This window comes from Rhizobium sp. LjRoot30 (assembly GCF_964253915.1).
Classification (GTDB): Bacteria; Pseudomonadota; Alphaproteobacteria; order Rhizobiales; family Rhizobiaceae; genus Metarhizobium.
This window is the reverse complement of sequence record NZ_CAXUSG020000013.1, coordinates 74,903-99,855: the sequence shown is the minus strand read 5'-3', so window position 1 is coordinate 99,855 and position 24,953 is coordinate 74,903. Positions and strand designations below refer to the sequence as shown.

The window sequence follows — 24,953 nt, the reverse complement described above, 5'->3', positions numbered from 1 at the left end:
ACCAGCCGTCTTTGCCTATTTTTTGTTTAAATCGCTTCGATTTCACAAGGAGTTAGAGCATGGCCGTCCGAATAGCGCGACGCGCGCGCGCCCGGATTGGAGTGCAAAATAGGCAAATGCATAAAATAGCGCCACAATCGCCGTCGGCATTGATGTTGTGTTCAGCCGGATTTCGTTTCAGAGATAGCGGATGAGCGTTTCAATCGAGCATCTTCTCCTGACGCCCGCCGAGATGGGCGCCTGCGATTCCGCCGCAGCCGCCTCGGGCATCGATTCTTTCGGCCTGATGGAGCGGGCAGGCCAGGCGGTGGCCGCGTCGGCGCTGCGGCATTTCCCCGAAGCTTGCCGGTTCGTCGTGCTCTGTGGGCCGGGAAACAATGGTGGCGACGGTTATGTCGCCGCGCGTGCGCTGGTTGAAAGCGGAGCAGAGGTTGCGGTCTTTCACCTGGGAGATCCCGCCGCCTTGAGGGGGGACGCGGCAAAGGCAAGGGCATCATGCCCGGCCGTCTCGGCTCCCATCGAAGACTACGGGCCGCAGCCGGACGACATGGTCATCGATGCCCTGTTCGGTGCCGGGTTGTCGCGCCCGGTTCCGCCGGCAGTGGCAGATGTCATCGAGCGGGTAAGGGCTGCCGGAACCGCGGTCTTGGCCGTCGATCTGCCGAGCGGCGTTTGCGGCCTGCGCGGTCTGGCGCTCGGGACGGCATTCCAGGCAAAAAGGACTGTCACCTTCATGACGGCAAAACCCGGCCATCGACTGATGCCGGGGCGCAGCCTGTGCGGCGACGTCGAAATCTTCGATATCGGCATGCCGCACCGGATCGTCGAACGGCATGCCGGCCCATTGTGCGAAAACACGCCGGCGATCTGGATCGATCATCTGCCGGAAACCGGTGTCGATGCCCACAAATTCAGGCGCGGTCACCTGGTGGTCTTCTCGGGCGGACCGACGACGACCGGAGCGGCAAGGCTTTCCAGCCGGGCAGGTTTCCGCATCGGCGCCGGACTGGTAACTTTGGCATCGCCGGCGGAGGCGCTTGCCGTCAACGCCGGTGCGCTGACATCCGTCATGTTGCGCGAGGTGAATGACGCCGCCGCGCTGACCGCATGGATCGAGGACGCCCGCTTGTCCGCCTTCGTGCTCGGGCCGGGTTTCGGCATCGGCGAAAAGGCAAGGCAATTCGTCACGGCGCTTTTCCAAAGGCCGCTGGTGCTCGACGCAGACGGCATCAGTTCCTTCCGGGAAACACCGGAGGCATTGTTCTCGCTGTTTGCCGGTGGAAAAACCCGGCTGGTGCTGACGCCGCACGAGGGCGAATTCGCCCGGTTGTTTCCTGACATCGCCACCGCCGACAAGTTCGGCAAGACCGAAAAGGCGCTCCGCGCCGCCGCACGCGCCCATGCCGTCATCGTCTTCAAGGGTGCAGACACAGTGATCGCCGCGCCCGATGGGCGTGCCGCGATCAACGTCAATGCACCGCAGTGGCTCGCCACAGCCGGCTCGGGAGACGTTCTCGCCGGCATGATCGGCGGGCTCATGGCGCAAGGCATGCCGGCTTACGAAGCTGCCTGCGCCGCCGTCTATCGTCACGGCGAGGCAGGCACCCGCCTTGGCGAGGGCCTGACCTCAGAAGACCTCGCCGAAACCGTTCGCCGCGCCTGAGACGCCTTCCATGGGAACGAAGGATCCGGACGCTACGCGTCCACCTGTTTTTGCAGGGCAATTGCACCATGGGGCGCATTCACCTTGCCTTCATGGATCATGAAGGCGAAGACGTCACGCGGTTTGGCTTCCACCTTTCGGCCTTGGTCCACCAGCGGCAGGTCGTCCGGCAGTTTGCCTTCGGCCCAGTGTTTCAGCCGAAACGCCCAATCCTTCATATCTTTTTCCGGATAGCAGGTCGGAATATCGTCAGAGCCCTTCTGCAGACGGGCATAGACAAAATCGGCGGTCACGTCGGCGACCATCGGATAGTCGAAATGTTCGGCGCAAACCGGCGCCACGCCGTATTTAGCCAGTAGCGCGACGAATTCCGGCACCTTGAAGGAATCGTGGCGAACTTCGACCACATGCCGCAGAGACAAGCCGTCCTGCTTCGCCGGCAGGAGTTTTAGGAAAGCCTCGAAATCCTCGGGGTCGAACTTTTTCGTCGGCGCGAACTGCCAGAGCAGTGGGCCGAGATGATCGCCAAGTTCGCTGATACCCGACGACAGGAATTTCCCCATCGATTCTCCGGTCTCCGCCAGCACGCGGCGATTGGTGACAAACCGGGTCGCCTTGAGCGAGAAGATGAAGTCATCCGGAACATCGGCCGCCCACTTGGCAAAGGTTTCCGGCTTCTGCGTCGCATAATAGGTGCCGTTGACCTCGATGACCTTCAGTTGCCGGCTGGCGTAGTTCAACTCGTCCTTCTGCTTGAGATCGTTGGGAAAGAAATGTCCGCGCCACGGCTCGAACGTCCAGCCGCCGATACCCACGCGGATCGTACCCGATTTGCTCATTCGTTCCTCCTCGCTGGCGAGGTTCACCCCGCGTCGATTGTTTTTGCCATGTCGACGATGGTCCATCCTGGCCGATAGGGATTGGGCCGTCGACCCGTTTCCAGAAAACCGAAGGTCAGATAGAGCGCGATATTCCGCTCCATCCTCGCATTTGTGTACAGCCGCAGTTCGGGCAGGGACCATTCCCGCGCCTTGGCTTCCAGCCAGTTCAAGATCGCCAGGCCCTGTCCCGACCGCTGGAATTCCGGCGACACTGCAATACTGAAGAGCATCACGTGATCGGAATGGCGCTCGACCACCGCCAGCCCGGCCACGCTGCCATCGATCTGCCGCAGCCAGACTTCACCGCGCGCGATGCGCGGGCCATAGTCCTCCGTCACCGGAATCGGCGGGTAACCGAAAGCGTCGGTGTAGGGCTGGTAGGCCGCAGCCGTCAGCGCCACGACAAGCGGTAAATCCGCGGCAGTGGCGAGCCTCATCGTCATTCGGCTGCAACTGCCTTCTTCGCCGGCCGACGCTCCAGCAACTCCTTAAGGAATTGGCCTGTATAGGAGCGCTCCTCGCGCACGATCTGCTCCGGCGTACCGACAGCGACGATCTCGCCACCGCCATCGCCACCTTCCGGACCGAAATCGAGGATCCAGTCGGCTGTCTTGATCACTTCTAGATTGTGTTCGATGACTACGACGGAATTGCCCTGATTGACCAGTTCCTGGAGCATTTCCAGGAGTTTGGCGACGTCATGGAAATGCAGGCCGGTGGTCGGTTCGTCGAGGATATAGAGCGTGCGGCCGGTGGAGCGCTTCGACAGTTCCTTGGCGAGCTTGACGCGTTGCGCCTCACCGCCCGACAGCGTGTTCGCCTGCTGGCCGACCTTGATGTAACCAAGCCCGACATCCTTCAACGATTGCAGCTTGTCGCGGACAGCCGGAACGGCCGCGAAGAAATCGACGCCTTCTTCCACCGTCATGTCGAGGACATCGGCAATCGACTTGCTCTTGAAGGTGACGTCGAGCGTTTCGCGATTGTAGCGCTTGCCATGGCAGACGTCGCAGGTGACGTAGACATCCGGCAGGAAGTGCATCTCGATCTTGATGACGCCATCGCCCTGGCAGGCTTCGCAGCGGCCGCCCTTGACATTGAAGGAGAAGCGGCCCGGCTGGTAGCCGCGCGCCTTGGCTTCCGGCAGGCCGGCGAACCAGTCGCGGATCGGTGTAAAGGCGCCGGTATAGGTCGCCGGGTTCGAGCGCGGTGTCCGGCCGATCGGCGACTGGTCGATGTCGATCACCTTGTCGATATGCTCGAAACCGTCGATCCGGTCGTGATCGGCCGGGTTTTCGCGCGCGCCCATGACGCGCCGGGCCGCCGACTTGTACAGGGTCTCGATCAGGAAGGTCGACTTGCCGCCGCCGGAAACACCGGTCACCGCCGTGAAGACACCGAGCGGAATGGCGGCCGTGACATTTTTCAGGTTGTTGCCGCGGGCACCGACGACCTTGATCTCCTTGCCCTTTTTCGGTTTGCGCCGGTCGGCGGGAACCGGCACGCCGAGTTCTCCAGAGAGATACTTTCCGGTCAGCGATTTCGGATTGGCCATGACCTGCTGCGGCGTGCCTTCGGCGACCACCTGCCCGCCATGCACGCCGGCCGCCGGTCCGATATCGACCACATAATCCGCCGTCAGGATGGCGTCCTCGTCATGTTCGACGACGATCACAGTGTTTCCGATGTCGCGCAGGTGTTTCAGCGTATCGAGCAGCCGGGCATTGTCGCGCTGGTGCAAGCCGATCGACGGTTCGTCGAGCACGTACAGCACACCCGTCAAGCCGGAGCCGATCTGCGACGCAAGCCGGATGCGCTGGCTTTCGCCGCCGGACAGCGTGCCGGAATTGCGCGACAGGCTGAGATAATCAAGGCCGACATCGTTGAGGAACTGCAGGCGTTCGCGGATTTCCTTGAGGATACGGACGGCGATCTCGTTCTGCTTTGCCGTCAGTTTTTCCGGCAGAATCTCGAACCAGTCGCGTGCCACCCGGATCGACATGTTGGTGACTTCGCCGATATGCAGGCGGTTGATCTTGACGGCCAGCGCCTCCGGTTTCAGGCGAAAGCCGTTGCAGGCCGGGCAGGGGGCCGCCGACATGTAACGCTCGATTTCTTCACGCGCCCAGGCGGAATCCGTCTCCTTCCAGCGGCGCTCGAGATTGGGAACGATACCCTCGAAGGTTTTTGTCGTCGTGTAGGAGCGTGCGCCGTCGGCATAGAGGAATTCGATCTTCTCCTCGGTCCCGTGGAGGATCGCCGCCTGCGCCGAGATCGAAAGATCCGACCAGCGATCATTGAGCTTGAAGCCAAATGCCTTGCCCAGCGCTTCAAGCGTCTGGTTGTAATAAGGCGAGGTCGACTTGGCCCAGGGCGCCACCGCGCCATCCTTCAGCCGCTTGTCGTGCTCGGGCACGATCAACGCCTCATCGATCTTCTGCAACGAGCCGAGACCATCGCAGGAGGGGCAGGCGCCAAACGGATTGTTGAACGAAAACAGCCGTGGCTCGATTTCCGGAATGGTGAAACCGGAAACCGGGCAGGCGAATTTTTCCGAAAACAGCACCCGCTCGTGCGTTTCGTTCAGCGACTTGTTGGCCGATCCGCCGGCCGCCGTCTCTTCCGGCGGCAAGGGCTTGTCGGCGAATTCGGCAACCGCCAGGCCATCGGCCAGCCGCAGGCTGGTCTCAAGACTGTCGGCAAGGCGCGCCGCGATATCGGACCGCACCACAAGGCGATCGACGACGACATCGATGTCATGCTTGTATTTCTTGTCGAGCGTCGGGGCGTCGGCGATCTCGTAGAACTGGCCGTCGATCTTGACGCGCTGGAACCCCTTCTTCATCAGCTCGGCGAGTTCTTTCTTGTACTCGCCCTTGCGGCCGCGGATCATCGGCGCAAGAATATAAAGGCGCGTTCCTTCCTCGAAGGCCAGCACGCGATCGACCATCTGGCTGACCGTCTGGCTTTCGATCGGCAGACCCGTCGCCGGCGAATAGGGAACGCCGACACGCGCAAACAAGAGGCGCATGTAGTCGTAGATTTCCGTCACCGTGCCGACCGTCGAGCGCGGATTGCGCGACGTGGTCTTCTGCTCGATGGAGATTGCCGGCGACAGGCCGTCGATCCTATCGACATCCGGCTTCTGCATCATCTCGAGGAACTGACGGGCGTAAGCAGACAGGCTTTCGACATAGCGCCGCTGGCCTTCCGCATAGATCGTATCGAAGGCGAGCGACGATTTTCCCGATCCGGAAAGCCCCGTCATGACGATCAGCGAATTGCGCGGCAAGTCGAGATCGATGCTCTTGAGATTATGTTCGCGGGCACCGCGAATGGAAAGCGATTTCAGTTCACTCATGGGTTCACTCATATCCGGGGACAAGACCGGCGCTATCCGGTAAAGGCAGTCCTTATGTAGTCATGCGATTGCGCGTGTCGAGGCGGAATATTCGATTCAGTTGACAGGACTATAGAGATTTATTAGAACAAATAAAGAACAAAATTGTCTGTGGATTACGAAACAGGGTGAACCATCGCGGCGTTTCGATGGTTTAAGATGACCGGATCAAATTTTTCTCGTGAGATGCCGCAGGACAGGCGGCGGGCAGGGTGAAGCGTATGGCTGGCAGCGTCAACAAGGTAATTCTGATTGGAAACGTGGGCGCCGACCCCGAAATCCGCCGCACGCAGGACGGCAAGCCGATTGCCAACCTGCGCATCGCCACGTCCGAGACCTGGCGGGACCGCAATTCGGGCGAGCGCCGCGAAAAGACGGAATGGCATAGCGTCGTCGTCTTCAACGAAGGCCTATGCAAGGTCGTCGAGCAATATGTCAAGAAGGGCGCCAAGCTCTACATCGAGGGCGCCCTGCAGACACGCAAGTGGCAGGATCGCGACGGCCAGGACCGTTATTCGACGGAAGTGGTGCTGCAAGGCTTCAATTCGACGCTGACCATGCTCGACGGGCGTGGCGAAGGTGGCGGCGATCGCAGCTTCGGTGGCAGCAGCGGGCGTCCTTCCAGCGACTTCGGCGGTGATTACGGTGGCGATGATTACGGCCAGTCGCCATCATCGTCGCGCGGCGCGCCCGCCCGCGGCAGCTCGTCGTCTTCCTCGTCCGGCGGCAATTTTTCCCGCGATCTCGACGACGACATCCCATTTTGACCCGCTGCCGTCTGTCGGCCGTAATCAGATCGCGAATGCGGAACGGATGCCGTCGACGACGAATTGGGCGGCAAGGGCGGCCAGAATGACGCCGAGCAGCCGGGTGAGGATCGCCCGGCCGGTAACGCCGAGGAAACGGTCGATCCGTTCGGCGATGATCAGCGTGGCGAACAGCACCAGCGTGCAGAAGGCGATGATCAGGATCAGCTGAAACCGGTCGAATGCTGAGGGCATCGAGCCGGCGAGCAGGATCGTCGCCGAAATGGCGCCCGGGCCGGCAATCAGTGGCAGGGCCAGCGGAAACACGGCGATGTTGTGGATGTGGTCCTTGGTGATCGCCGCCTCGGATGTCTTTTCCTTGCGCTCCTGGCGTTTCTCGAACACCATCTCGAAAGCGATCCAGAACAGGAGCATGCCGCCTGCGATGCGGAAAGCGCCGATCGAAATGCCGAGGATGCCGAGCACTCCGGAGCCGAACAGCGCAAAGACGGCAAGGATACAGAAGGCGATCAGCGTGCCGCGGAACGCAACTTGGCGGCGTTGTTCGCGGCTCATGCCGACAGTTAGCCCAAGGAAGATTGGCGCAAGCCCAGGTGGATCCAGCGTCACCAGTAGCGTCGTCAACGCGTTGATCATCACGTCCATGGCAACGGTACCCCTTTTTGTTCCCCGGGCGCGATTGTGCCGCCTGCGAGCATCAAGGTCAAAGCCCTATGACGCGATTTTTACGATCCGGCGATCCTGGAAGGGCGGGCGTCAAACACGCGCCGCACCGCGTTTGACGGGCAGCATGATCGTCACCGCCGAAGACCAGGGCAAAATCCGCCAATTGCCTTGTTTTGGCCGTTGAAATCTGTTCACAACCGCCTGGAAAATTGGCGCCGCGGGCCGCTTTCCGCTATAAAACCCCATCTGATTCCGAAACAAGATCGTGATTCAATTTGACTGAACAAACACCCCCGGGTGGCGGCAAATATCCGCCAGGCATCGAACCTATTTCCATTATGGAGGAAATGCAGCGGTCGTATCTCGATTACGCCATGAGCGTGATCGTCAGCCGCGCGCTTCCCGATGTTCGCGACGGGTTGAAGCCCGTGCATCGGCGCATCCTGTACGGAATGTCCGAGCTCGGCATCGATTGGAACAAGAAATACGTCAAATGCGCCCGCGTCACCGGCGACGTTATGGGTAAATACCATCCGCACGGCAATGCGGCGATCTACGATGCGCTGGCGCGCATGGCGCAGGACTGGTCGCTCCGCCTGCCGCTGATCGACGGCCAGGGCAATTTCGGCTCGGTTGACGGCGATCCGCCGGCGGCCGAACGTTACACCGAATGCCGCCTGCAGAAATCGGCGCATGCGCTGCTGGACGATCTCGACAAGGAAACTGTCGATTTCCGCGATAACTACGACGGCACGCTGAACGAACCGGCCGTCCTGCCGGCAAAGTTTCCCAACCTGCTGGTTAACGGCGCCGGCGGCATCGCGGTCGGCATGGCGACCAACATTCCGCCGCACAACCTGTCGGAAGTCATCAACGCCTGCATCGCGCTGATCGAAAATCCGGCAATGGAACTGCCGGAGCTGATGCAGATCATTCCCGGCCCGGATTTTCCGACCGGTGCCCTGATCCTCGGCCGTTCCGGCATCCGTTCCGCCTATGAGACCGGCCGTGGCTCGGTCATCATGCGCGGCGTCGCCCGCATCGAACCGATGCGCGGCGATCGCGAGCAGATCATCATCTCCGAAATTCCCTACCAGGTGAACAAGGCGACGATGATCGAGAAGATGGCCGAACTGGTGCGCGAAAAGCGCATCGAGGGCATCTCCGATCTGCGCGACGAATCCGACCGCCAGGGATACCGCGTCGTCGTCGAGCTGAAGCGTGATGCCAATGCCGAGGTGATCCTCAACCAGCTCTATCGCTACACGCCGCTGCAGACCTCCTTCGGCTGCAACATGGTGGCGCTCAACGGCGGCAAGCCGGAACAGCTGACGCTGCTCGACATGCTGCGCGCTTTCGTTTCGTTCCGCGAAGAAGTCATTAGCCGGCGAACGAAATACTTGCTGCGCAAGGCGCGCGAGCGGGCGCACGTCTTGGTCGGCCTGGCGATTGCCGTCGCCAACATCGACGAAGTCATCCGCGTCATCCGCGAGGCACCGGATCCGCAGACGGCGCGCGAAACGCTGATGGAGCGCCGCTGGCCGGCCGTCGAGGTCGAATCGCTGATCCGTCTGATCGACGATCCGCGCCATCGCATCAATGACGACCTGACCTACAACCTCTCCGAGGAACAGGCACGCGCCATCCTTGAGCTTCGTCTTGCCCGCTTGACGGCCCTCGGTCGTGACGAAATCGGCGACGAACTCAACAAAATCGGCGAAGAAATCAAGGAATACCTCGATATCCTGTCTTCACGCCTGCGCATCCAGAGCATAGTCAAGGAAGAACTCGGCGCCATTCGCGACGAGTTCGGCACGCCGCGCCGTACCGAGATCATCGACGGCGGCCTCGAAATGGAAGACGAGGACCTGATCGCCCGCGAAGACATGGTGGTCACGGTTTCGCACCTCGGCTACATCAAGCGTGTACCGCTCGCCACCTACCGGGCGCAACGCCGCGGCGGCAAGGGCCGCTCGGGCATGGCGACGCGCGACGAGGATTTCGTTACCCGGCTATTCGTTGCCAATACGCACACGCCGGTATTGTTCTTCTCGTCCCGCGGCATCGTCTACAAGGAGAAGGTCTGGCGCCTGCCGATCGGCACGCCCCAGTCGCGCGGCAAGGCGCTGATCAACATGCTGCCGCTGGAACCCGGCGAACGCATCACCACCATCATGCCGCTGCCCGAGGACGAGGACAGCTGGGACAACCTCGACGTCATGTTCTCGACAACGCGCGGCACGGTGCGCCGCAACAAGCTGTCGGACTTCGTCCAGGTCAACCGCAACGGCAAGATCGCCATGAAGCTGGAGGAAGACGGCGACGAAATCCTCTCGGTCGAGACCTGTACAGGCCCGAATCTCGATCTCGGCCTTCCGGGTGACGACGTTCTGCTGACGACGGCGCTTGGCCAGTGCATCCGCTTCCCCGTGGAAGACGTGCGCGTGTTTGCCGGCCGCAATTCGGTCGGCGTTCGCGGCATCACGCTCGGCAGCGGCGACCGCATCATCTCGATGACGATCGTCGGCCATGTCGATGCCGAACCGTGGGAGCGCGCTGCCTATCTGAAGCGCTCTGCGGCCGAGCGCCGCGCCAGCGGCGTCGATGAAGAAGATATCGCTCTTGTCGGCGAAGAAGTGTCGGAAGAGGGCCAGCTTTCCGATGAACGCTACGAATACCTGAAGGAGCACGAGCAGTTCGTGCTCACGGTTTCGGAAAAGGGTTTTGGCAAGCGCTCGTCGTCTTACGATTTCCGCACCTCGGGCCGTGGCGGCAAGGGCATCCGTGCCACCGACACCTCCAAGACCGGCGAAATCGGCGAACTCGTCGCAGCCTTCCCGATCCTCGACGCCGACCAGATCATGCTTGTCTCCGATGGCGGCCAGCTGATCCGCGTGCCGGTCGGCGGCATCCGTATCGCCAGCCGCGCAACCAAGGGCGTGACGATCTTCTCCACCGCCAAGGATGAGAAGGTGGTTTCGGTCGAGCGCATCAGCGAACCGGAAAGCGATGAGGAAAACGGTTCGGATACAGCAGTCGAAGACAGCGTGGCCAATGACGGCGGCGACGAAGCCGGCACCACCACCGAATAAACTGCCGATATCAACGGAACGAACAGAACGGGCGGCCTCAACCGCCCGTTTTGCGTTTGTCTCACTGCCGTCCGGGCAAAGAAAAACCGGACGGGAGGAGCCATCCGGTTTTTTTTGAACAAGCGGCGGGAGGAGGAGCCGCTTGGATAAGGGATTCTATCAGAAGGCGCGGTGAGCCCGCGTCAATTCCTTCATGTCTTCGCTTTCACGACGCAACTCTGAAAGGGCAGACACCACGGACGCGACGAACATCGAGCTAATGAGAGCGGCGAGTACAGTCAAAGTCAGAAACATGGATCTTTCCTTTCCCTGGTGAGTGGCGATCGTTGCCGCCTGTCTTGCCCTTAATATTGGCTGAGCTTGTATGAACGCGCTGTTACTTCGGTGACGCCGGTTTTAGCGACGGCGGTGCCGTTTTCGCCGTAGAGCGAGACGGTCGCCGTCAGCATGGCTCCAACCATGCACATCCAGACCAGGCTGATCATCGAAATCTTGTCGAACATGAGTTTGTTTCTCTTCAGATTTTTTTGCATCTCTGCTTTCCGGTATCTAAATGCGCTGGGTTAAAATTTGTTCCAGGGTGCTGGTGAGATTACCTTAACCAAAATCCGTCTTAAGCCTCTTTGAATGGCCCGTTCATCTGGCGTTCAGCTTTCTGGAGCCGCATCGGCTTGCGCTGGCCGCGGGGGCCGGCAATTTCTGCGGCCAGATGGCGCCACGCCGCCGGCGTCCGCCACTCGACGCTGCAGGTCCGGTCGAGCCGGTGGTAAGCCCATTCGAGCACAAGCGAGGCGGCCACAGTGCCGAGGGTCAGCAACACAAGCATCGTCTTTTCCGTCCCGTATTCTGCGAGGCGGCACCCGCCTCATCCTTGCCGCAATCCAACCATTTTCAGGCTGAAACGGGCTTGAATGGCGCATTCATCAGCGGTTCACCTGCAAGGGTACGGGGCAGGGCAGGGCGAAAGCCGCAAAAGGCTTGCAGCGCCGGCTCTTCCGTGACAAAAGGCCTCGAAACTGAAAGCCGGGCGATCATGATCACAGCTTTTTATCCTGGGTCCTTCGATCCGATGACCAACGGGCATCTGGACATTCTCGTCCAGGCCCTCGAGGTGACGCCGCGGGTCATCGTCGCCATCGGTGTTCATCCGGGCAAGACGCCGTTGTTTTCCTTCGGAGAGCGGGCGGATCTCATCCGGGCGGTGATCACCGAGGCGCTGCCGGAAAAGGCAGACGGTGTTTCGGTCGTGTCTTTCGGCAATCTCGTCGTCGATGCGGCGCGCGAGCATGGCGCCAGCCTGCTCATCCGCGGCTTGCGCGACGGCACGGATCTCGATTACGAAATGCAGATGGCGGGTATGAACCGGCGCATGGCGCCGGATGTCCAGACCGTCTTCCTGCCGGCGGAACCGGCCTCGCGGCCCATTACCGCCACATTGGTGCGCCAGATCGCAGCGATGGGCGGGGATGTCAGTGGTTTTGTTCCCGCTACGGTTTTCCGGGCGCTCAAGGCCCGTTTTGCGTCTTGAGCCTTAGCCATACGAATGGAGCTCACATGAAATATTTTACTCTCGCCTTTGCGGCGGTCCTCTATGTCGCCTCCTTCGCCGGCGAAGTCATCGCCCAGCAGGCGCAGAATTTCCTCACCATCCAGCTGAAGGATGGTCCTGTTGTCATCGAACTCGACCCGAAGTCGGCGCCCAAGCACGTCGCGCAGATCGAAACGCTCGCCAAGAACGGCGAATATGACAACGTCGCCTTCCACCGCGTCATCGAAGGCTTCATGGCCCAGACCGGCGACGTCCAGTACGGCGACATGAACGACGGTTTCGACGCATCTGCTGCCGGCACCGGCGGTTCGAAACTTCCCGATATCCCCGCCGAGTTTTCCGAAGTGCCCTTCAAGCGCGGCACCGTCGGCATGGCCCGCTCCCAGGACCCGAACTCCGCCAACTCTCAGTTCTTCATCATGTTCGCCGACGGCGACTTCCTCAACGGCCAGTATACCGTTGTCGGCAAGGTCGTCTCGGGCATGGAAAATGTCGACAAGATCAAGCGTGGCGAAGGCCAGAACGGCGAAGTCAGCGATCCCGATCGGATGATCAAGGTCACCGTCGGCAAATAATCAGCGCACCAGCGTACCCATAAAGGAGAAACACATGGCCGAGATCAAGGATCCCGAAAACACGCTCATCCTCGAAACCACCAAGGGCAAGGTTGTCATTCAGCTTTTGCCGGAAGTGGCGCCGGAGCATGTTGCCCGCATCAAGGAACTGGCCCGCGAAAAGGCCTATGACGGCGTCGTGTTCCACCGCGTCATCGAAGATTTCATGGCCCAGACCGGCGACGTCGAGTATGGCAAGCAGGGTTCGGAAACCTTCAACCCCGGCCGTGCCGGCATGGGCGGCTCTTCGAAGCCGGACCTGAAGGCGGAATTTTCGGCAACCTCGCATACGCGCGGTACCTGCTCGATGGCCCGCTCGCAGAACCCGAACTCGGCCAACTCGCAGTTCTTCATCTGCTTCACCGATGCGCCCTGGCTGAACAAGCAGTATTCCGTCTGGGGTCAGGTCATCGAAGGCATGGACAACGTCGACAAGATCAAGCGCGGCGAGCCGGTGCGCGATCCCGACTCGATCGTTTCCGCACGCGTTGCAGCAGACGCCGCAGCCTGATCATTCTTGCCATCGCGAAACCGCCCTGCATGTCCGGGGCGGTTTTTGCGTTTTCACTTAGAGCGTTTCCGCTTTTCTCCGAATCGCCAAAACACTCTATCGTTTTTGTTTCTAAGCAATTCCCGACGCAAAACCGCTCAGCACTTTTGCCGAAATTGCTTTAGACGACATTCTTCCAGGGATCCGTTGTCATGGCTGGAATTTTATGGGCGCTGTTCGGCATTGTCGCAGGCGCCTGCATCGCATTTCAGGCCCCGATCAATGCACAGCTCGGCCGCGGCCTGGGCCTGCCGGTTGCCGCGGCGATGATTTCGTTCGTGGCCGGCGCCATCGTACTCGGTATCGTCACCTTTGCCTTTTCCCGCGTTGAGGGCACGGTGCTGGATTGGCGCGCACCGGCTCCCTGGCTGTATGTCGTTGGTGGTTGTCTCGGCGGCTTCTACGTCACCGCGTCGGTGCTTTTGACACCGCGCATCGGCGCAACCGCGCTGATGGCATTTGCGATCGCCGGCCAGCTCTGTGCCGGACTATTCATCGACCGGTTCGGCCTCCTCGGCGTTGCCGTGCGCGAACTCAGCCTGGGGCGACTGGCAGGAGCCGTCCTTCTGTGTGTCGGCGTTCTCATGATCCGGATGTTCTAAGCCATGCGCGTCGATCTCTTCGATTTCGATCTTCCCGAGGAAAACATCGCGCTGCGACCGGCAGAACCGCGCGAAAGCGCCCGCCTGCTCGTCGTGCAGCCGGATGGCGAAGCCTTGCTGACCGATCATCGCGTCGGCGACCTGCCATCCTTCCTGCGGCCCGGCGATGCGCTGGTGTTCAACGACACCAAGGTCATTCCCGCCCAGCTTGAAGGCATCCGGCGGCGCGACGGCGCCGGCGGCCAGCAGGTTTCGGCAACGCTGCACATGCGTGTTTCGCCGGAACGTTGGAAGGCTTTTGCCAAGCCCGGAAAACGCATCAAGGTCGGCGACCGCATCAGCTTCGGCCACACCGGCGAGGTCTGCCTGCTCGGGACGCTCGACGCCACCGTCGAGGAGAAAGGCGAAGGCGGCGAAGTCACCTTGCGGTTCGATCTCTCCGGCCCGGCACTCGACGAGGCCATCGCCACCGCCGGCCATATTCCACTGCCGCCCTACATCGCCGCCAAACGCCCGGATGACGAGCAGGATCGCCGCGACTACCAGACGATCTACGCGCGGGAGGAGGGTGCCGTTGCAGCCCCCACGGCCGGCTTGCATTTCACCCCAAGCCTGTTCGAGACACTCGACAAAGCCGGTATCGAACGGCATTTCGTCACGCTGCATGTCGGTGCCGGCACCTTCCTGCCGGTCAAGGCGGACGATACGGCCGACCACAAGATGCATCAGGAAATCGGCCACGTCGACGCCGTGACGGCAGGCAAACTTAATGCGGTCAGGGCGAGGGGCGGTCGGATCGTCTGCGTCGGCACCACCTCGTTGCGGCTGATCGAAAGTGCCGCCGAAGCCGATGGCACGATCAAGCCCTGGTCCGGCGCAACCGGCATCTTCATCACCCCCGGCTACCGATTCAAGGCGGTGGACATGCTGATGACCAATTTTCACCTGCCGCGTTCGACGCTGTTCATGCTGGTCTCGGCCTTCAGCGGCCTGGAGGCCATGCAGGCGGCCTATGCGCATGCCATCGAAACCGGCTATCGCTTCTATTCTTATGGCGATGCCAGCCTGCTTTTCCGGAAAGACTGATGAGCGAAACCTTTCAATTCAACCTGAAGAAGGTCGAGGGCGGCGCCCGCCTCGGCGAGATCACCATGCCGCGCGGAACGATCCGCACCCCGGCCTTCATGCCGGTCGGCACCGTCGGCACCGTCAAGGCAATGTATCTCGACCAGGTGCGCGAGAGCGGCGCCGACATCATCCTCGGCAACACCTATCACCTGATGCTGCGGCCCGGCGCCGAACGTGTCGCCCGCCTCGGCGGCTTGCATGAGCTGATCCGCTGGCCGCACCCGATCCTCACCGACAGCGGCGGCTTCCAGGTCATGTCGCTCTCCGGCCTGCGCAAGCTCGACGAACAGGGCGTCACCTTCAAGAGCCATGTCGACGGCTCGACGCACCATATGTCGCCGGAACGCTCGATCGAGATCCAGGGCCTGCTCGACAGCGACATCCAGATGCAGCTCGACGAATGCGTGGCACTGCCGGCCGAACCGAAAGAGATCGAGCGCGCCATGGAAATGTCGCTGCGCTGGGCCGAACGCTGCCGCATCGCTTTTGGCGAACAGCCGGGCAAGGCAATGTTCGGCATCGTCCAGGGAGGCGACGTGCCGGCATTGCGCGTGCGCTCCGCCGAAGGCCTGAAACAGCTCGATCTCAAGGGTTATGCCGTCGGCGGCCTGGCGGTGGGCGAGCCGCAGCAGGTCATGCTCGAAATGCTCGACATTACTCTGCCGGTGCTGCCCACCGAAAAGCCGCGTTACCTGATGGGCGTCGGCACACCGGACGATATCCTGAAATCGGTGGCGCGCGGCATCGACATGTTCGACTGCGTCATGCCGACCCGCTCCGGCCGTCACGGGCTGGCCTTCACGCGCCGCGGCAAGGTCAACATCCGCAATGCCCGCCACGCCGAGGACACCCGTCCGCTCGACGAGGAATCGACTTGTCCGGCAGCGCGAGATTATTCCCGCGCCTACCTGCATCACCTCGTCCGCTCCAATGAAGCGCTGGGCGGCATGCTCTTGTCGTGGAACAACCTGCACTATTACCAGCAGCTGATGCAGGGCATCCGCAAATCCATCGAAGAGGGCCGTTTCCGCGATTTCTACGCCGAAACGCTTGAAAACTGGGCGCAGGGCGACATTCCCCCGCGCTGAGGCGAAACGTCAGATGCCGGTGCTCTGCGTCGTGCGGAGCATCTGCACGCCGTTGATCTTGTAGCTGCCGTCCGGCTGGCGCTGCAGCTGGTAGACAGCCGAATAATCCTTGCCTTCCGTGCCGGTGATCAGCAGCTCCTGGATCACCGTCTCGCCGCCATTGATGCTCTTCGAGCGGCCGAAGGCATAGTTGCCGGGCCGGTACACCGGCGTATAACTTTTCCGCACCATATCGAAGAAGCGACCCTTGTCCGGAAAGATCGATCTGATCGTCGGCGAGGCGTAGGAATAGGCGGCATCGGCATCGTTCTTGAGAAAAGCAGCGATCTGGCGCTCGATGATCGATTGGCCCGCCTCCACGGGATCTTCGGCGTGGGCAGCAACCGGCAAGGCAAGAAGAAGGGCACTGACCGCAAGCACTGGCGAAAGGCGCATGGTGATTCTCCTTCGGTGAAGAAAGAATATTAGAACGGAATGTTCTTTTGGAAAGTTTCATCCCGCATTTCTCTGCTTGAAACGTCAGCGCGGAACCAAATCGCGCGCCGCAAGTTCCCTTTGTCATCAAGGATGAATTGGAGAACGTCATGTCTCGATACCTGTCCGCGACCACAATCGCGGCAGCAGGATTGTTTTTGTCCGCTGTCGTTCCTGCGTCTGCCGCTCTCGAAAGCGATGTTGCTTTTTCCCCACTGCCGGAGGTGCAACTCTCCTATAACGACGTGACAAGCTCGGTGACGAAACGGTCGGGCTGCAACGAGGTCAAGGCGACGATCCTCGTCGATGAGCAGGGCCGTATGGTGGCGCTTCTCTATACCTCCGATCCGGAAGCGTCCTGCTAAGGCAAGAGGAACATTTGCCCAATCTCCGGGTTTCGAATGGACGGTTCGAAAAAGGAGAAAAACCATGCCCAGAGGCGACAAATCGAAATACACCGAAAAGCAGCAACGCAAGGCCGATCATATCGCCGAAGGTTACGAGGAGCACGGCGTTTCCACGAAGGAGGCCGAGCGGCGTGCCTGGGCGACGGTGAACAAGGACAGCGGTGGCGGCAACAAGTCCGGCTCGGGCCGCGGCCATCCGGATACCAACGCCTCCGCAAAGAAGGGCGGCAAGAAAGGCGGCGAAGCCTCGGCCAACCGGTCAGCGGCCGAACGTTCCGCTTCGGCAAAAAAAGCCGCTGCGACCCGCAAGCGCAATGAACACCACGCCGGTCACTGACAGCGGCAGGTTGCCGCTTTCCGGAGATATCATCCCCAAATGCATGCACTGGATTTCGAGCCGCCTTTGTCACTTTACGATAGCAAAGGCGGCGCGTTATAGGAGGGCAACCTGGGAGGATATATCCGATGACGAAAGTGCGTGCGCTTGTTCTCGAACGCCAGCATGAGCTGGCCCTGCGTGATATCGACCTGCCGATGGAGGTCGGTCCCGGCGAAGTGAAGATCAAGATCCACACCGTCGGCGTCTGCGGATCGGATGTGCATTATTACACGCACGGCAAGATCGGCCCCTTCGTCGTCAATGCGCCGATGGTGCTCGGGCACGAGGCGGCGGGCACGGTCGTCGAGGTCGGGGCAGGGGTTTCCCACCTGAAAGTCGGCGACCGCGTCTGCATGGAGCCCGGCATTCCCGATCCCAATTCGAAGGCAAGCCGCCTCGGCATGTACAATGTCGATCCGGCTGTGGTGTTCTGGGCAACGCCGCCGGTGCACGGTGTGCTGACGCCCTACGTCGTCCATCCCGCCAACTACACCTACAAGCTTCCCGACAATGTCAGCTTTGCCGAAGGCGCCATGGTCGAACCTTTCGCGGTCGGCATGCAGGCGGCGACCAAGGCCAAGATCGTTCCGGGCGATACCGCCGTCGTTCTCGGCGCCGGCCCAATCGGCACCATGGTGGCGATCGCAGCACTCGCCGGCGGCTGCGCCCGCGCCATCGTCGCCGATCTGGCGCAGCCTAAGCTCGATATCGCAGCGCTCTATCAGGGTGTGATCCCGGTCAATATCCGGGAGAAGAATCTTGCCGACGAGGTCAAAGCGCTGACCGATGGGTGGGGTGCCGACGTGATCTTCGAATGCTCCGGTTCGCCAAAAGCCTGGGAGACGATCATGGACCTGCCGCGCCCGGGCGGCGTCATCGTCGCGGTCGGCCTGCCGGTAAACCCTGTTGCGTTTGACGTCTCGACGGCCTCCACCAAGGAATTGCGCATCGAATCCGTCTTCCGCTACGTCCACCAATACGAGCGCTCCATCGCCCTGCTGGGCTCCGGTCGCGTCGATCTCAAGCCGCTGATCTCGGACACCTTCGGCTTCGAAGACTCGATCAAGGCCTTCGACCGCGCCGTGGAAGCGCGGCCGAGCGACGTAAAGCTGCAGATCGTCATGGAGTGAAGCAAAAGCTGCCATCCCTGCCATTGTCGCGACAGGGATGGCAATCGAACAATCACTCGACCTGATACTGTTTCGCCACCTCTTCGAGATGCCGGTTGGCGAAATAGACCGCCGCCTGCTTGCGCGACAGGGCTTCCCATTGCGCCGCCGCCGACAGGTCCGGCTCGATACGCTCCGCGACCCGCGTCATGGCGCCGACCGCGGCATCGAACGACGGGAACCAGCCGGATCCGACCGCCGCCGAAATACCCGCCCCCAGCGCCGACGCTTCGTTCGAGAGGCTGCGCACCACCGGCAATCCGGTGGAATCGGCAACGATCTTCAGCCACAACCGGCTGTCGGCGCCGCCGCCGATTACCAGGATCTGCTCCAGCGACAGGCCGGCCGTCCGCATCAATTTCAGCGCCCGGGCGAATTCCAGCGTGATGGCTTCGAGGCCGGCGCGGTAAAGATGCGCCTGTGTGTGCTGCGGGCCGAGGCCGGTGAAGGTCGCCGTCGATTCGATATCCCAATAGGGATCGAGGCAGCCCATCAGGTGCGAGCAGACAGTGACGCCTTCGGAGCCGACCGGCATTTTCAGCCCCGCTTCCTCCAGCCGCCGGAACGTCGCTTCCGAGCGACCGCCGGCAAAATTGTCGACGAACCAGTTGACGAAAAACGCCCCGGCCCGCTGCACCGATTCCAAGATGTAGCCGTCACCCGTCGGCGAGACCAGCGTTCGCCAGGCCTTGCTGATCTCCGCCGTCGGGGACCAGACGCCGCCGACGACGGCCGTGCCGAGGTTGAGGTAGACCACACCCGGCTTGATCGCTCCGACGCCGAGGCCGGCGCATTGGCCGTCGCCGCCGCCGGCAAAAACCGGCGTCCCGGCCTTCAAGCCGGTTTCGGCTGCCGCCGCTTCGGTGATCGCTCCGACCAGTTCACCCGGCCGCAGCAGCTTCGGCAGTTTCTTCGTCGGGATCTTCAAGTGGTCGAGGGTGGTGCGCGACCACTGCTTTTCATGGATGTCGAGAATGCCGAAGGGATCGGCGCTGGTCCATGTCGCCGCCGAGGTTCCCGTCAGCCGCCGCGTCAGAAAACCATGGACGTCGACGATGCCGGCAGCGCTGTCCAGCAGGTCCGGCATATATTCCCGGTACCAGCGCAGGCGGTAGACGCAGGGAATGCAGTCCACCGGCTTGCCGGAGATGCGGTGCATCTCGTGATCGCCGATCTCCGCCGCCATGACCTTGGTGATCTCGGCCGCGCGGCGGTCCAGCCAGAGCGTTGCCGGCGCCAGCGGCTTGCCGTCGGCATCGACCAGCGCCATGGTTTCGCGCTGGTTCGAAATGGCAATACCGTCGATCAGGGCGGGATCGATGGCGCCGGTCACCTGCCGGATCGCCGTCACCGCCGAACGCCACCAGTCCTCGGCATTCTGTTCGGCGCGCATCGCATCCGGCTGGAGGATGTCCAGCGGCGCGCGGCCTTCCGCCACCGCCGTACCGTCCTTTGCCCAAACGATTGCCTTTACGGATTGGGTCGAGCTATCGATCCCAATCACATACCGCTCCTCCCGCGACATCCTGTCCTCCTCGTCAGACCTGGAGCAATTCCAGCAAAAGTGCGCACCGGAATTGCGTAAAAACAAAGGGATAGAGCGTTTTCGCGTTTCAAAGAAAAGCGGAAATGCTCTATTTGCCGAGCAACGCTTCTCCCGTCGCGATGTCGGTTACGAAATGGGTTGCGTAGCCCCCGATCAGCGTCGCATGGATCGCGGTGATCTTGGTCTTTCCTCCGGCAACGCAGATACGGCTCGGCACCTGCTGCAGCTCTTCCAGCGCCAGGCCGACCATGCGGTCGTCGAGATCGCCCAGCAGCGGCCGGCCGGCAGCATCGATGAAACGGCCGATGATGACGCCGACGGCGCCATGGCGGACATATTCGTCGATATCCTCTTGGCTGGCGATGCCGGACGCGCGCACCGTGCTCTTCACGCCGATATCGCCGACGCCGAAGACGATCCGATCGGTGGAATGGATCAGTTCGAACTGCTTCTTCAGCACCGGCTCGTCGAGCAGCATCTCCTTGAGCTCGCGCGTCGTCAGCACGGCAGGCGCCAGAAGGTTGACGCAGCGCGCCTTGATACGGCTCGACATCACCGAGGTGCAGAGTTCGGCGGAAAAATCCGGGCTGCCGGTCGAACTGCCGGTCACCTGCACGACGGTGAGGTTTTCGATCGGCTGCGGCAGCGAAATCAGGTCGGCCACGGCAAGAACCGTGCGCCCCCAGGCGACGCCGATCGTATCACCCGGCTTGATCTGCTCGGCCAGCACCCGCGCGCCTGCTTCGCCAAGCCGGTCGACCAGATGCGGATCGTCCAGCGACGGGATGACGAAAACGCCGTCGAGGCCATATTTTTCGGTGAGTTTTCGCGCCAGCGTCGTTCGGCCGTTGGCCTCGCTCGAAATACGGATCGAGACGATGCCGCGCTCGCGCGCTTCCTGCAGATAGTTGACGATGGTGGCGCGCGAAACGCCCAACCGCTTGGCGATCTCGCTCTGTGTCAGCTGGTCGGCATAATAGAGCCACGCCGCCCAGACGACGGCATCGTCGAATTCCGTCGGCAAGGTCAGCGACCGATCGGGGGCAGGGTTCTTTTCTGAAATCATCTCGGACATGAAACGCACCTTGGCGGCAAGCGGTGGCATTTGTCAATTCCGCCTGTCTTCTGTCTTGACAAGTGCCAACCGAGGGTGTCTTTTGTTCGTCAAGAAAAAACGAGCAGGTCTAGGGATATGGAAACGGCATCGCAAACCACGCGCCAGGCCGATGCGCCGGCCGGCGGTTGGACAGCACAGATAGACGACATGGTCGCCGGCCGCTGGGTCAATCCGGAAACGGGCAAGCCCGCAAGTGTGCCCTATGAAAGGATCGTCATCGAGGAAAGCCTCGACGGAGCCGAAGCCGATCTCGTTGCCAGCCTGAAGCTCGGCGAAAAATTCACCGTCGTTGCCGATGCCGATACCTGGGACGCCATGGGCTCCCGTATCGCCAAGTCGCTGAAAAGCCTCGGTCCTGTCGATACCGTCATCCTCGATCATCCACATGCCGACATGGCGCATGTGGAGATGATGAAGCACAAGCTGAAACATTCCGAAGCCATCGTCGCCGTCGGTTCGGGAACGGTCAACGACCTCTGCAAGTTCGTGACCGGCCTCGACGGCCGCCGCTACTGCGTCTTCGGCACCGCCGGCTCGATGAACGGCTACACCTCCTCGACCGCCTCGATCACCCTCGAAAGCGGCCTGAAAGTTTCCCTGCCGTCACACACGCCGGCGGGTTTTTTCGTGGATCTCGGCGTTTCGGCCGCCGCTCCCAAGCATCTCGCCGCTGCCGGTTTTGCCGACTGCCTGGTGCGCTCCGTCGCTCAGGTTGACTGGTGGCTCTCGCACCGTCTGTTCGGAACCCTGTACAAGACGGTCCCCTATACCATTCAGGAAGAAGACGAGCGCGAACTCAACGCCCGCGCCGGCCTTCTGCCGAAGGGCGACGTCTCGGCCCAGGGTTATCTCTACCGCGTATTGACGCTCTGCGGCCTCGGTATTTCCTTCACCGGCATGTCGAACCACGGCTCGATGGGCGAGCACCAGATCTCCCACTATATCGACTGCTTTGCCGGCGATCTGCACAAGGGCACGCTGCACGGCCAGCAAGTCGGCGCTGGCGTGCTGACCATGGGACGCCTGCAGCAGCAGATGCTGGCAAGCGACAAGCCGCCGGTGATCAAGCCGACGCAGATCGATCGCGACGGCATGGCGAAACGCATGGGCGCCGAGGTCGCCGCCCAATGCTTTGCCGAAATCCAGCCGAAGATTTTCGACGAAAAGGGTGCGGCCGAACTCAACGCCAAGCTCGAAGCACTCTGGCCCGAACTGCGTCAGGAACTCCTGGCCTTCATCATCCCGATCGACGAGATGAACCGCCTTCTGGCCGCTGCCGAAGGTCCGATGACCGGCCGCGACCTCGGCCTGCCCTCGGAATTTTATCGCGAGGCCGTCGTCCATTGCCGCGAGATGCGTAACCGCTATTCCTTCCTGGATCTCGCCGCCGATGCGGGCATCCTTGAAGATTTCGCAGCAGGCGAGGTCTAAGCCATGCGCCCGGTTGCCGACATGCCGCTCGAGACTGCCGCAAACATCACGATCCTGTTTGCGGATATCGACGACACGCTCACTCATGAGGGACGGCTTCCGGGCTGCGCCTACCAGGCGCTCGAAGACCTGATGAAGGCGGGCATCGCCGTCGCACCGATCACCGGCCGCCCGGCCGGCTGGTGCGACATGATCGCCCGCATGTGGCCGGTCACCGGCGTCGTCGGGGAAAACGGTGCCTTCTACTTCTCTTATGACGAAGCCGCCCGCAAGATGCGCCGCAGCTTCGCCATTCCGGCCGAGACGCGTGCAAAAGATCGGGAACGGCTGGTGTCCGTGCGCGAGCGCATTTTGCGCGAGGTGCCGGGTGCCGCCGTTTCCGCCGACCAGCTTTACCGCGCAGCAGATCTTGCCATCGATTTCTGCGAGGACGTGCCGGCTTTGCCGCGCGCCGATATCGACCGGATCAAGCAAATCTTCGAGGAGGAGGGCGGTGTCGCCAAGGTCTCCTCCATCCATGTCAACGGCTGGTTCGGCGAATACGACAAGCTGACCATGTCGAAACGTTTTGCCCGTGAAATCCTCGACGTCGATCTTGATGCCGAAAAGGATACCATCGTCTTCGTCGGCGACAGCCCGAACGACGCGCCGATGTTCGGCTTCTTCCCGAATGCCTGCGGTGTCGCCAATGTCCTGCATTTTCGCGGACAGATGGAAGCGGAGCCGGCCTACGTGACCCAGAAGGAAGGCGGCTTCGGCTTCGTCGAGGTGGCCGAGCGGCTGCTGGCAGCACGGCGCGCCAGGGCAGGTGCCACATGACGAACCGGCGCTTCGACCTCGCAATCATTGGCGGCGGCATCAACGGATGTGGCATCGCCCGCGATGCGGCCGGGCGGGGTCTTGGCGTTTTCCTCTGCGAGCAGGGCGATCTCGGCTCGGCGACCTCGTCGGCCTCGACAAAACTCATCCATGGCGGCCTGCGTTACCTCGAACATTACGATTTCAAGCTCGTCCGCCATGCGCTGACCGAACGCGAACGGCTCTGGGCCATCGCGCCGCACATCATCTGGCCGCTGCGCTTCGTGCTGCCGCATCGCAAGGGCCTGCGCCCGGCATGGATGTTGCGGCTCGGCCTGTTCATCTACGACCATCTCGGCGGCCGCAAGATGCTGCCGGGCACCGAAACGCTGCGGCTGACCACCAATCCACTCGGCGCGCCGTTGCACGACGTCTCCGCCGTCGGTTTCGAATATTCCGACTGCTGGGTGCAGGACAATCGCCTCGTGGTGCTGAATGCCCGCGACGCCCGGTCCAAGGGTGCCGATATCCGCGTGCGCACGCGCTGCATCGAAGCCCGCCGCGAGAACGGCGAATGGTTGGTGACGGTGGAGGACACGGAAACCGGCGAACAGGAAACCATCCGCGCCCGGGCGCTTATCAATGCTGCCGGGCCGTGGGTCGACCAGGTTCTGTCGTCGACGGTCAAGCTCAAGGCGCCGGGATCGCTGCGACTGGTGCAGGGCTCGCACATCGTCGTCAATAAACTCTACGATCACGATCGCTGCTACATCTTCCAGAACCCGGACGGCCGGATCTTCTTCTCGATCCCCTATGAGGAGGATTTCACCCTCATCGGCACCACCGACCAGGATTTCAAGGGCGAACTGTCGAACGTCCGCGCCTCGGAGAAAGAAATCGCTTATCTCTGCGAAGCGGCATCCTCCTACTTCAACAAGACGATCGCCCCCGGCGATGTCGTCTGGAGCTATTCGGGCGTCCGCGCCCTGTTCGACAACGGCGCCGAGAACGCCCAGAAGACGACCCGCGACTACGTGCTGACGCTCGACGATGAAAACGGCGCGGCACCGTTGCTCTCCGTTTTCGGCGGCAAGATCACCACCTTCCGCTGCCTGGCGGAAGACGCGCTCGAACGGCTTGCGGCAATCTTCCCGGACTGGACCCGCCATGCCGGCTGGACCGCCACCAAACCCTTGCCGGGCGGCGATTTTCCGGTTGGCGGCGCCGGCACGCTGGCCGCGCATCTTCGCCGCGATTACCCCTTCCTAAGCGAGAAGGAAGCCCGTAGGCTGGTGAAACACTACGGCACGGACGCCCGCATCATTCTTGGCAGGGCGAAATCCGCTGCCGATCTCGGACGCGACTTCGGAGGGTCGCTGACCGAGGCGGAAGTTCTCTTTCTCATGCAGCGCGAGTTCACGCTCTGCGCCGCAGATATCGTTTGGCGCCGCACCAAGAGCGGCCTGAGGATGACGACCGAAGAGATCGAAACGCTCGATCTCTGGATGACTGACTATCGAAAGGACATGGCGAAGCCGCTGATGAAACAGGCGGGCTGACAGGAAAGCACCGGCGGAGACGCTTCGCCGGCGCGGCAAATGCTTGAGGTACGGAATGCCGTCTAGAGAACCC

26 protein-coding genes are annotated in these 24,953 nt (G+C 61.7%); 15 read left to right on the top strand and 11 right to left on the bottom strand.

What is annotated here, in order from left to right; translation table 11 throughout:
- Positions 1-190: 190 nt before the first annotated feature.
- Positions 191-1,663, top strand: coding sequence for an NAD(P)H-hydrate dehydratase (locus ACSQ3I_RS22435; protein ID WP_436002602.1), 1,473 nt, complete (start codon positions 191-193; stop codon positions 1,661-1,663).
- A 32-nt stretch (positions 1,664-1,695) separates the two neighbouring features.
- Here ACSQ3I_RS22435 and ACSQ3I_RS22430 read toward each other — a convergent pair whose 3' ends face one another.
- From ACSQ3I_RS22430 to uvrA, 3 genes are read right to left on the bottom strand one after another with little or no spacing between them, the layout of a single operon-like run.
- On the bottom strand, positions 1,696-2,502 hold the full coding sequence (locus tag ACSQ3I_RS22430) for a DUF72 domain-containing protein (RefSeq protein WP_436002600.1): 807 nt from the start codon (positions 2,500-2,502) through the stop codon (positions 1,696-1,698).
- A gap of 23 nt (positions 2,503-2,525) precedes the next feature.
- Positions 2,526-2,987, bottom strand: coding sequence for a GNAT family N-acetyltransferase (locus ACSQ3I_RS22425; protein WP_436002598.1), 462 nt, complete (start codon positions 2,985-2,987; stop codon positions 2,526-2,528).
- Positions 2,984-5,905 carry an excinuclease ABC subunit UvrA gene (uvrA, locus tag ACSQ3I_RS22420; RefSeq protein WP_436002596.1) on the bottom strand — a complete coding sequence of 974 codons (2,922 nt, stop codon included), beginning with the start codon at positions 5,903-5,905 and terminating at the stop codon, positions 2,984-2,986. Before uvrA ends, ACSQ3I_RS22425 begins: the two co-directional genes overlap by 4 nt.
- A 260-nt stretch (positions 5,906-6,165) precedes the next feature.
- Here uvrA and ACSQ3I_RS22415 point away from each other — a divergent pair, with 260 nt between their 5' ends.
- On the top strand, positions 6,166-6,711 hold the full coding sequence (locus ACSQ3I_RS22415) for a single-stranded DNA-binding protein (RefSeq protein WP_436002594.1): 546 nt from the start codon (positions 6,166-6,168) through the stop codon (positions 6,709-6,711).
- 24 nt (positions 6,712-6,735) lie between these two features.
- Here ACSQ3I_RS22415 and ACSQ3I_RS22410 read toward each other — a convergent pair whose 3' ends face one another.
- A complete protein-coding gene (locus ACSQ3I_RS22410; RefSeq protein WP_436002592.1) occupies positions 6,736-7,356 on the bottom strand; it encodes a MarC family protein in 621 nt (206 codons plus the stop codon).
- Positions 7,357-7,652: 296 nt separating this feature from the next.
- Between ACSQ3I_RS22410 and gyrA the strand changes: the two genes are divergently transcribed.
- Positions 7,653-10,469, top strand: coding sequence for a DNA gyrase subunit A (gyrA, locus tag ACSQ3I_RS22405; protein ID WP_436002590.1), 2,817 nt, complete (start codon positions 7,653-7,655; stop codon positions 10,467-10,469).
- Positions 10,470-10,628: 159 nt separating this feature from the next.
- Here the strand turns inward: gyrA and ACSQ3I_RS22400 are convergent, their stop codons facing one another.
- The 4 genes from ACSQ3I_RS22400 to ACSQ3I_RS22385 form a co-directional block, all read right to left on the bottom strand.
- Positions 10,629-10,763, bottom strand: a complete 135-nt coding sequence (locus ACSQ3I_RS22400) for a hypothetical protein (protein ID WP_280954510.1) — start codon at positions 10,761-10,763, stop codon at positions 10,629-10,631.
- 50 nt (positions 10,764-10,813) lie between these two features.
- Positions 10,814-10,972: a hypothetical protein gene (locus ACSQ3I_RS22395; RefSeq protein ID WP_165823375.1), complete on the bottom strand. Its 159-nt coding sequence runs from the start codon at positions 10,970-10,972 to the stop codon at positions 10,814-10,816.
- A gap of 110 nt (positions 10,973-11,082) precedes the next feature.
- Complete coding sequence (locus ACSQ3I_RS22390) at positions 11,083-11,295, bottom strand: hypothetical protein (protein ID WP_436002587.1); 213 nt, start codon at positions 11,293-11,295, stop codon at positions 11,083-11,085.
- A 65-nt stretch (positions 11,296-11,360) separates the two neighbouring features.
- Entirely contained in the window at positions 11,361-11,510 is a 150-nt protein-coding gene (locus tag ACSQ3I_RS22385) for a hypothetical protein (protein ID WP_436002585.1), read from the bottom strand.
- On the opposite strand from ACSQ3I_RS22385, the gene coaD reads away from it, so the two are divergent.
- From coaD to tgt, 6 genes are all read left to right on the top strand, one after another.
- Positions 11,503-11,997: a pantetheine-phosphate adenylyltransferase gene (coaD, locus tag ACSQ3I_RS22380; RefSeq protein WP_436002583.1), complete on the top strand. Its 495-nt coding sequence runs from the start codon at positions 11,503-11,505 to the stop codon at positions 11,995-11,997. The genes ACSQ3I_RS22385 and coaD overlap by 8 nt on opposite strands.
- A 26-nt stretch (positions 11,998-12,023) precedes the next feature.
- Complete coding sequence (locus tag ACSQ3I_RS22375; RefSeq protein ID WP_436002581.1) at positions 12,024-12,593, top strand: peptidylprolyl isomerase; 570 nt, start codon at positions 12,024-12,026, stop codon at positions 12,591-12,593.
- A 34-nt stretch (positions 12,594-12,627) separates the two neighbouring features.
- Entirely contained in the window at positions 12,628-13,143 is a 516-nt protein-coding gene (locus ACSQ3I_RS22370; protein ID WP_109457810.1) for a peptidylprolyl isomerase, read from the top strand.
- 191 nt (positions 13,144-13,334) lie between these two features.
- Positions 13,335-13,784, top strand: coding sequence for a DMT family transporter (locus tag ACSQ3I_RS22365; protein WP_436002579.1), 450 nt, complete (start codon positions 13,335-13,337; stop codon positions 13,782-13,784).
- Between the two features lie 3 nt (positions 13,785-13,787).
- Positions 13,788-14,870: a tRNA preQ1(34) S-adenosylmethionine ribosyltransferase-isomerase QueA gene (queA, locus tag ACSQ3I_RS22360; RefSeq protein WP_436002577.1), complete on the top strand. Its 1,083-nt coding sequence runs from the start codon at positions 13,788-13,790 to the stop codon at positions 14,868-14,870.
- On the top strand, positions 14,870-16,000 hold the full coding sequence (tgt, locus tag ACSQ3I_RS22355) for a tRNA guanosine(34) transglycosylase Tgt (protein WP_436002575.1): 1,131 nt from the start codon (positions 14,870-14,872) through the stop codon (positions 15,998-16,000). The genes queA and tgt overlap by 1 nt, the downstream gene beginning before the upstream one ends.
- A 9-nt stretch (positions 16,001-16,009) precedes the next feature.
- Here the strand turns inward: tgt and ACSQ3I_RS22350 are convergent, their stop codons facing one another.
- Entirely contained in the window at positions 16,010-16,435 is a 426-nt protein-coding gene (locus tag ACSQ3I_RS22350; RefSeq protein WP_436002573.1) for a DUF4864 domain-containing protein, read from the bottom strand.
- A gap of 149 nt (positions 16,436-16,584) precedes the next feature.
- Between ACSQ3I_RS22350 and ACSQ3I_RS22345 the strand changes: the two genes are divergently transcribed.
- The 3 genes from ACSQ3I_RS22345 (at position 16,585) to ACSQ3I_RS22335 (ending at position 18,390) form a co-directional block, all read left to right on the top strand.
- Complete coding sequence (locus tag ACSQ3I_RS22345; protein WP_436002571.1) at positions 16,585-16,839, top strand: hypothetical protein; 255 nt, start codon at positions 16,585-16,587, stop codon at positions 16,837-16,839.
- Between the two features lie 64 nt (positions 16,840-16,903).
- Positions 16,904-17,218, top strand: coding sequence for a plasmid stabilization protein (locus ACSQ3I_RS22340; RefSeq protein ID WP_436002569.1), 315 nt, complete (start codon positions 16,904-16,906; stop codon positions 17,216-17,218).
- 128 nt (positions 17,219-17,346) lie between these two features.
- Entirely contained in the window at positions 17,347-18,390 is a 1,044-nt protein-coding gene (locus ACSQ3I_RS22335) for an NAD(P)-dependent alcohol dehydrogenase (protein ID WP_436002567.1), read from the top strand.
- 52 nt (positions 18,391-18,442) lie between these two features.
- Here ACSQ3I_RS22335 and ACSQ3I_RS22330 read toward each other — a convergent pair whose 3' ends face one another.
- The gene (locus ACSQ3I_RS22330) at positions 18,443-19,933 is read right to left on the bottom strand and encodes an FGGY-family carbohydrate kinase (protein ID WP_436002565.1); all 1,491 of its coding nucleotides are present in this window, start codon (positions 19,931-19,933) and stop codon (positions 18,443-18,445) included.
- A gap of 130 nt (positions 19,934-20,063) precedes the next feature.
- Positions 20,064-21,050 carry a sugar-binding transcriptional regulator gene (locus tag ACSQ3I_RS22325; protein ID WP_436002687.1) on the bottom strand — a complete coding sequence of 329 codons (987 nt, stop codon included), beginning with the start codon at positions 21,048-21,050 and terminating at the stop codon, positions 20,064-20,066.
- A 117-nt stretch (positions 21,051-21,167) separates the two neighbouring features.
- Between ACSQ3I_RS22325 and ACSQ3I_RS22320 the strand changes: the two genes are divergently transcribed.
- From ACSQ3I_RS22320 to glpD, 3 genes are read left to right on the top strand one after another with little or no spacing between them, the layout of a single operon-like run.
- Positions 21,168-22,523, top strand: a complete 1,356-nt coding sequence (locus ACSQ3I_RS22320) for an iron-containing alcohol dehydrogenase (RefSeq protein ID WP_436002563.1) — start codon at positions 21,168-21,170, stop codon at positions 22,521-22,523.
- Positions 22,524-22,526: 3 nt separating this feature from the next.
- The gene (locus ACSQ3I_RS22315; RefSeq protein ID WP_436002561.1) at positions 22,527-23,342 is read left to right on the top strand and encodes an HAD-IIB family hydrolase; all 816 of its coding nucleotides are present in this window, start codon (positions 22,527-22,529) and stop codon (positions 23,340-23,342) included.
- Positions 23,339-24,880 carry a glycerol-3-phosphate dehydrogenase gene (gene glpD, locus ACSQ3I_RS22310; RefSeq protein WP_436002559.1) on the top strand — a complete coding sequence of 514 codons (1,542 nt, stop codon included), beginning with the start codon at positions 23,339-23,341 and terminating at the stop codon, positions 24,878-24,880. The genes ACSQ3I_RS22315 and glpD overlap by 4 nt, the downstream gene beginning before the upstream one ends.
- Positions 24,881-24,953: the final 73 nt, after the last annotated feature.

Coding starts and splice junctions, on each gene's coding strand:
- ACSQ3I_RS22435 (WP_436002602.1), top strand. CDS start 191: ATGAGCGTTTCAATCGAGCATCTTCTCCTGACGCCCGCCGAGATGGGC.
- ACSQ3I_RS22430 (WP_436002600.1), bottom strand. CDS start 2,502: ATGAGCAAATCGGGTACGATCCGCGTGGGTATCGGCGGCTGGACGTTC.
- ACSQ3I_RS22425 (WP_436002598.1), bottom strand. CDS start 2,987: ATGACGATGAGGCTCGCCACTGCCGCGGATTTACCGCTTGTCGTGGCG.
- uvrA (WP_436002596.1), bottom strand. CDS start 5,905: ATGAGTGAACTGAAATCGCTTTCCATTCGCGGTGCCCGCGAACATAAT.
- ACSQ3I_RS22415 (WP_436002594.1), top strand. CDS start 6,166: ATGGCTGGCAGCGTCAACAAGGTAATTCTGATTGGAAACGTGGGCGCC.
- ACSQ3I_RS22410 (WP_436002592.1), bottom strand. CDS start 7,356: ATGGACGTGATGATCAACGCGTTGACGACGCTACTGGTGACGCTGGAT.
- ACSQ3I_RS22400 (WP_280954510.1), bottom strand. CDS start 10,763: ATGTTTCTGACTTTGACTGTACTCGCCGCTCTCATTAGCTCGATGTTC.
- ACSQ3I_RS22395 (WP_165823375.1), bottom strand. CDS start 10,972: ATGTTCGACAAGATTTCGATGATCAGCCTGGTCTGGATGTGCATGGTT.
- ACSQ3I_RS22390 (WP_436002587.1), bottom strand. CDS start 11,295: ATGCTTGTGTTGCTGACCCTCGGCACTGTGGCCGCCTCGCTTGTGCTC.
- coaD (WP_436002583.1), top strand. CDS start 11,503: ATGATCACAGCTTTTTATCCTGGGTCCTTCGATCCGATGACCAACGGG.
- ACSQ3I_RS22375 (WP_436002581.1), top strand. CDS start 12,024: ATGAAATATTTTACTCTCGCCTTTGCGGCGGTCCTCTATGTCGCCTCC.
- ACSQ3I_RS22370 (WP_109457810.1), top strand. CDS start 12,628: ATGGCCGAGATCAAGGATCCCGAAAACACGCTCATCCTCGAAACCACC.
- ACSQ3I_RS22365 (WP_436002579.1), top strand. CDS start 13,335: ATGGCTGGAATTTTATGGGCGCTGTTCGGCATTGTCGCAGGCGCCTGC.
- queA (WP_436002577.1), top strand. CDS start 13,788: ATGCGCGTCGATCTCTTCGATTTCGATCTTCCCGAGGAAAACATCGCG.
- tgt (WP_436002575.1), top strand. CDS start 14,870: ATGAGCGAAACCTTTCAATTCAACCTGAAGAAGGTCGAGGGCGGCGCC.
- ACSQ3I_RS22350 (WP_436002573.1), bottom strand. CDS start 16,435: ATGCGCCTTTCGCCAGTGCTTGCGGTCAGTGCCCTTCTTCTTGCCTTG.
- ACSQ3I_RS22345 (WP_436002571.1), top strand. CDS start 16,585: ATGTCTCGATACCTGTCCGCGACCACAATCGCGGCAGCAGGATTGTTT.
- ACSQ3I_RS22340 (WP_436002569.1), top strand. CDS start 16,904: ATGCCCAGAGGCGACAAATCGAAATACACCGAAAAGCAGCAACGCAAG.
- ACSQ3I_RS22335 (WP_436002567.1), top strand. CDS start 17,347: ATGACGAAAGTGCGTGCGCTTGTTCTCGAACGCCAGCATGAGCTGGCC.
- ACSQ3I_RS22325 (WP_436002687.1), bottom strand. CDS start 21,050: ATGTCCGAGATGATTTCAGAAAAGAACCCTGCCCCCGATCGGTCGCTG.
- ACSQ3I_RS22320 (WP_436002563.1), top strand. CDS start 21,168: ATGGAAACGGCATCGCAAACCACGCGCCAGGCCGATGCGCCGGCCGGC.
- ACSQ3I_RS22315 (WP_436002561.1), top strand. CDS start 22,527: ATGCGCCCGGTTGCCGACATGCCGCTCGAGACTGCCGCAAACATCACG.
- glpD (WP_436002559.1), top strand. CDS start 23,339: ATGACGAACCGGCGCTTCGACCTCGCAATCATTGGCGGCGGCATCAAC.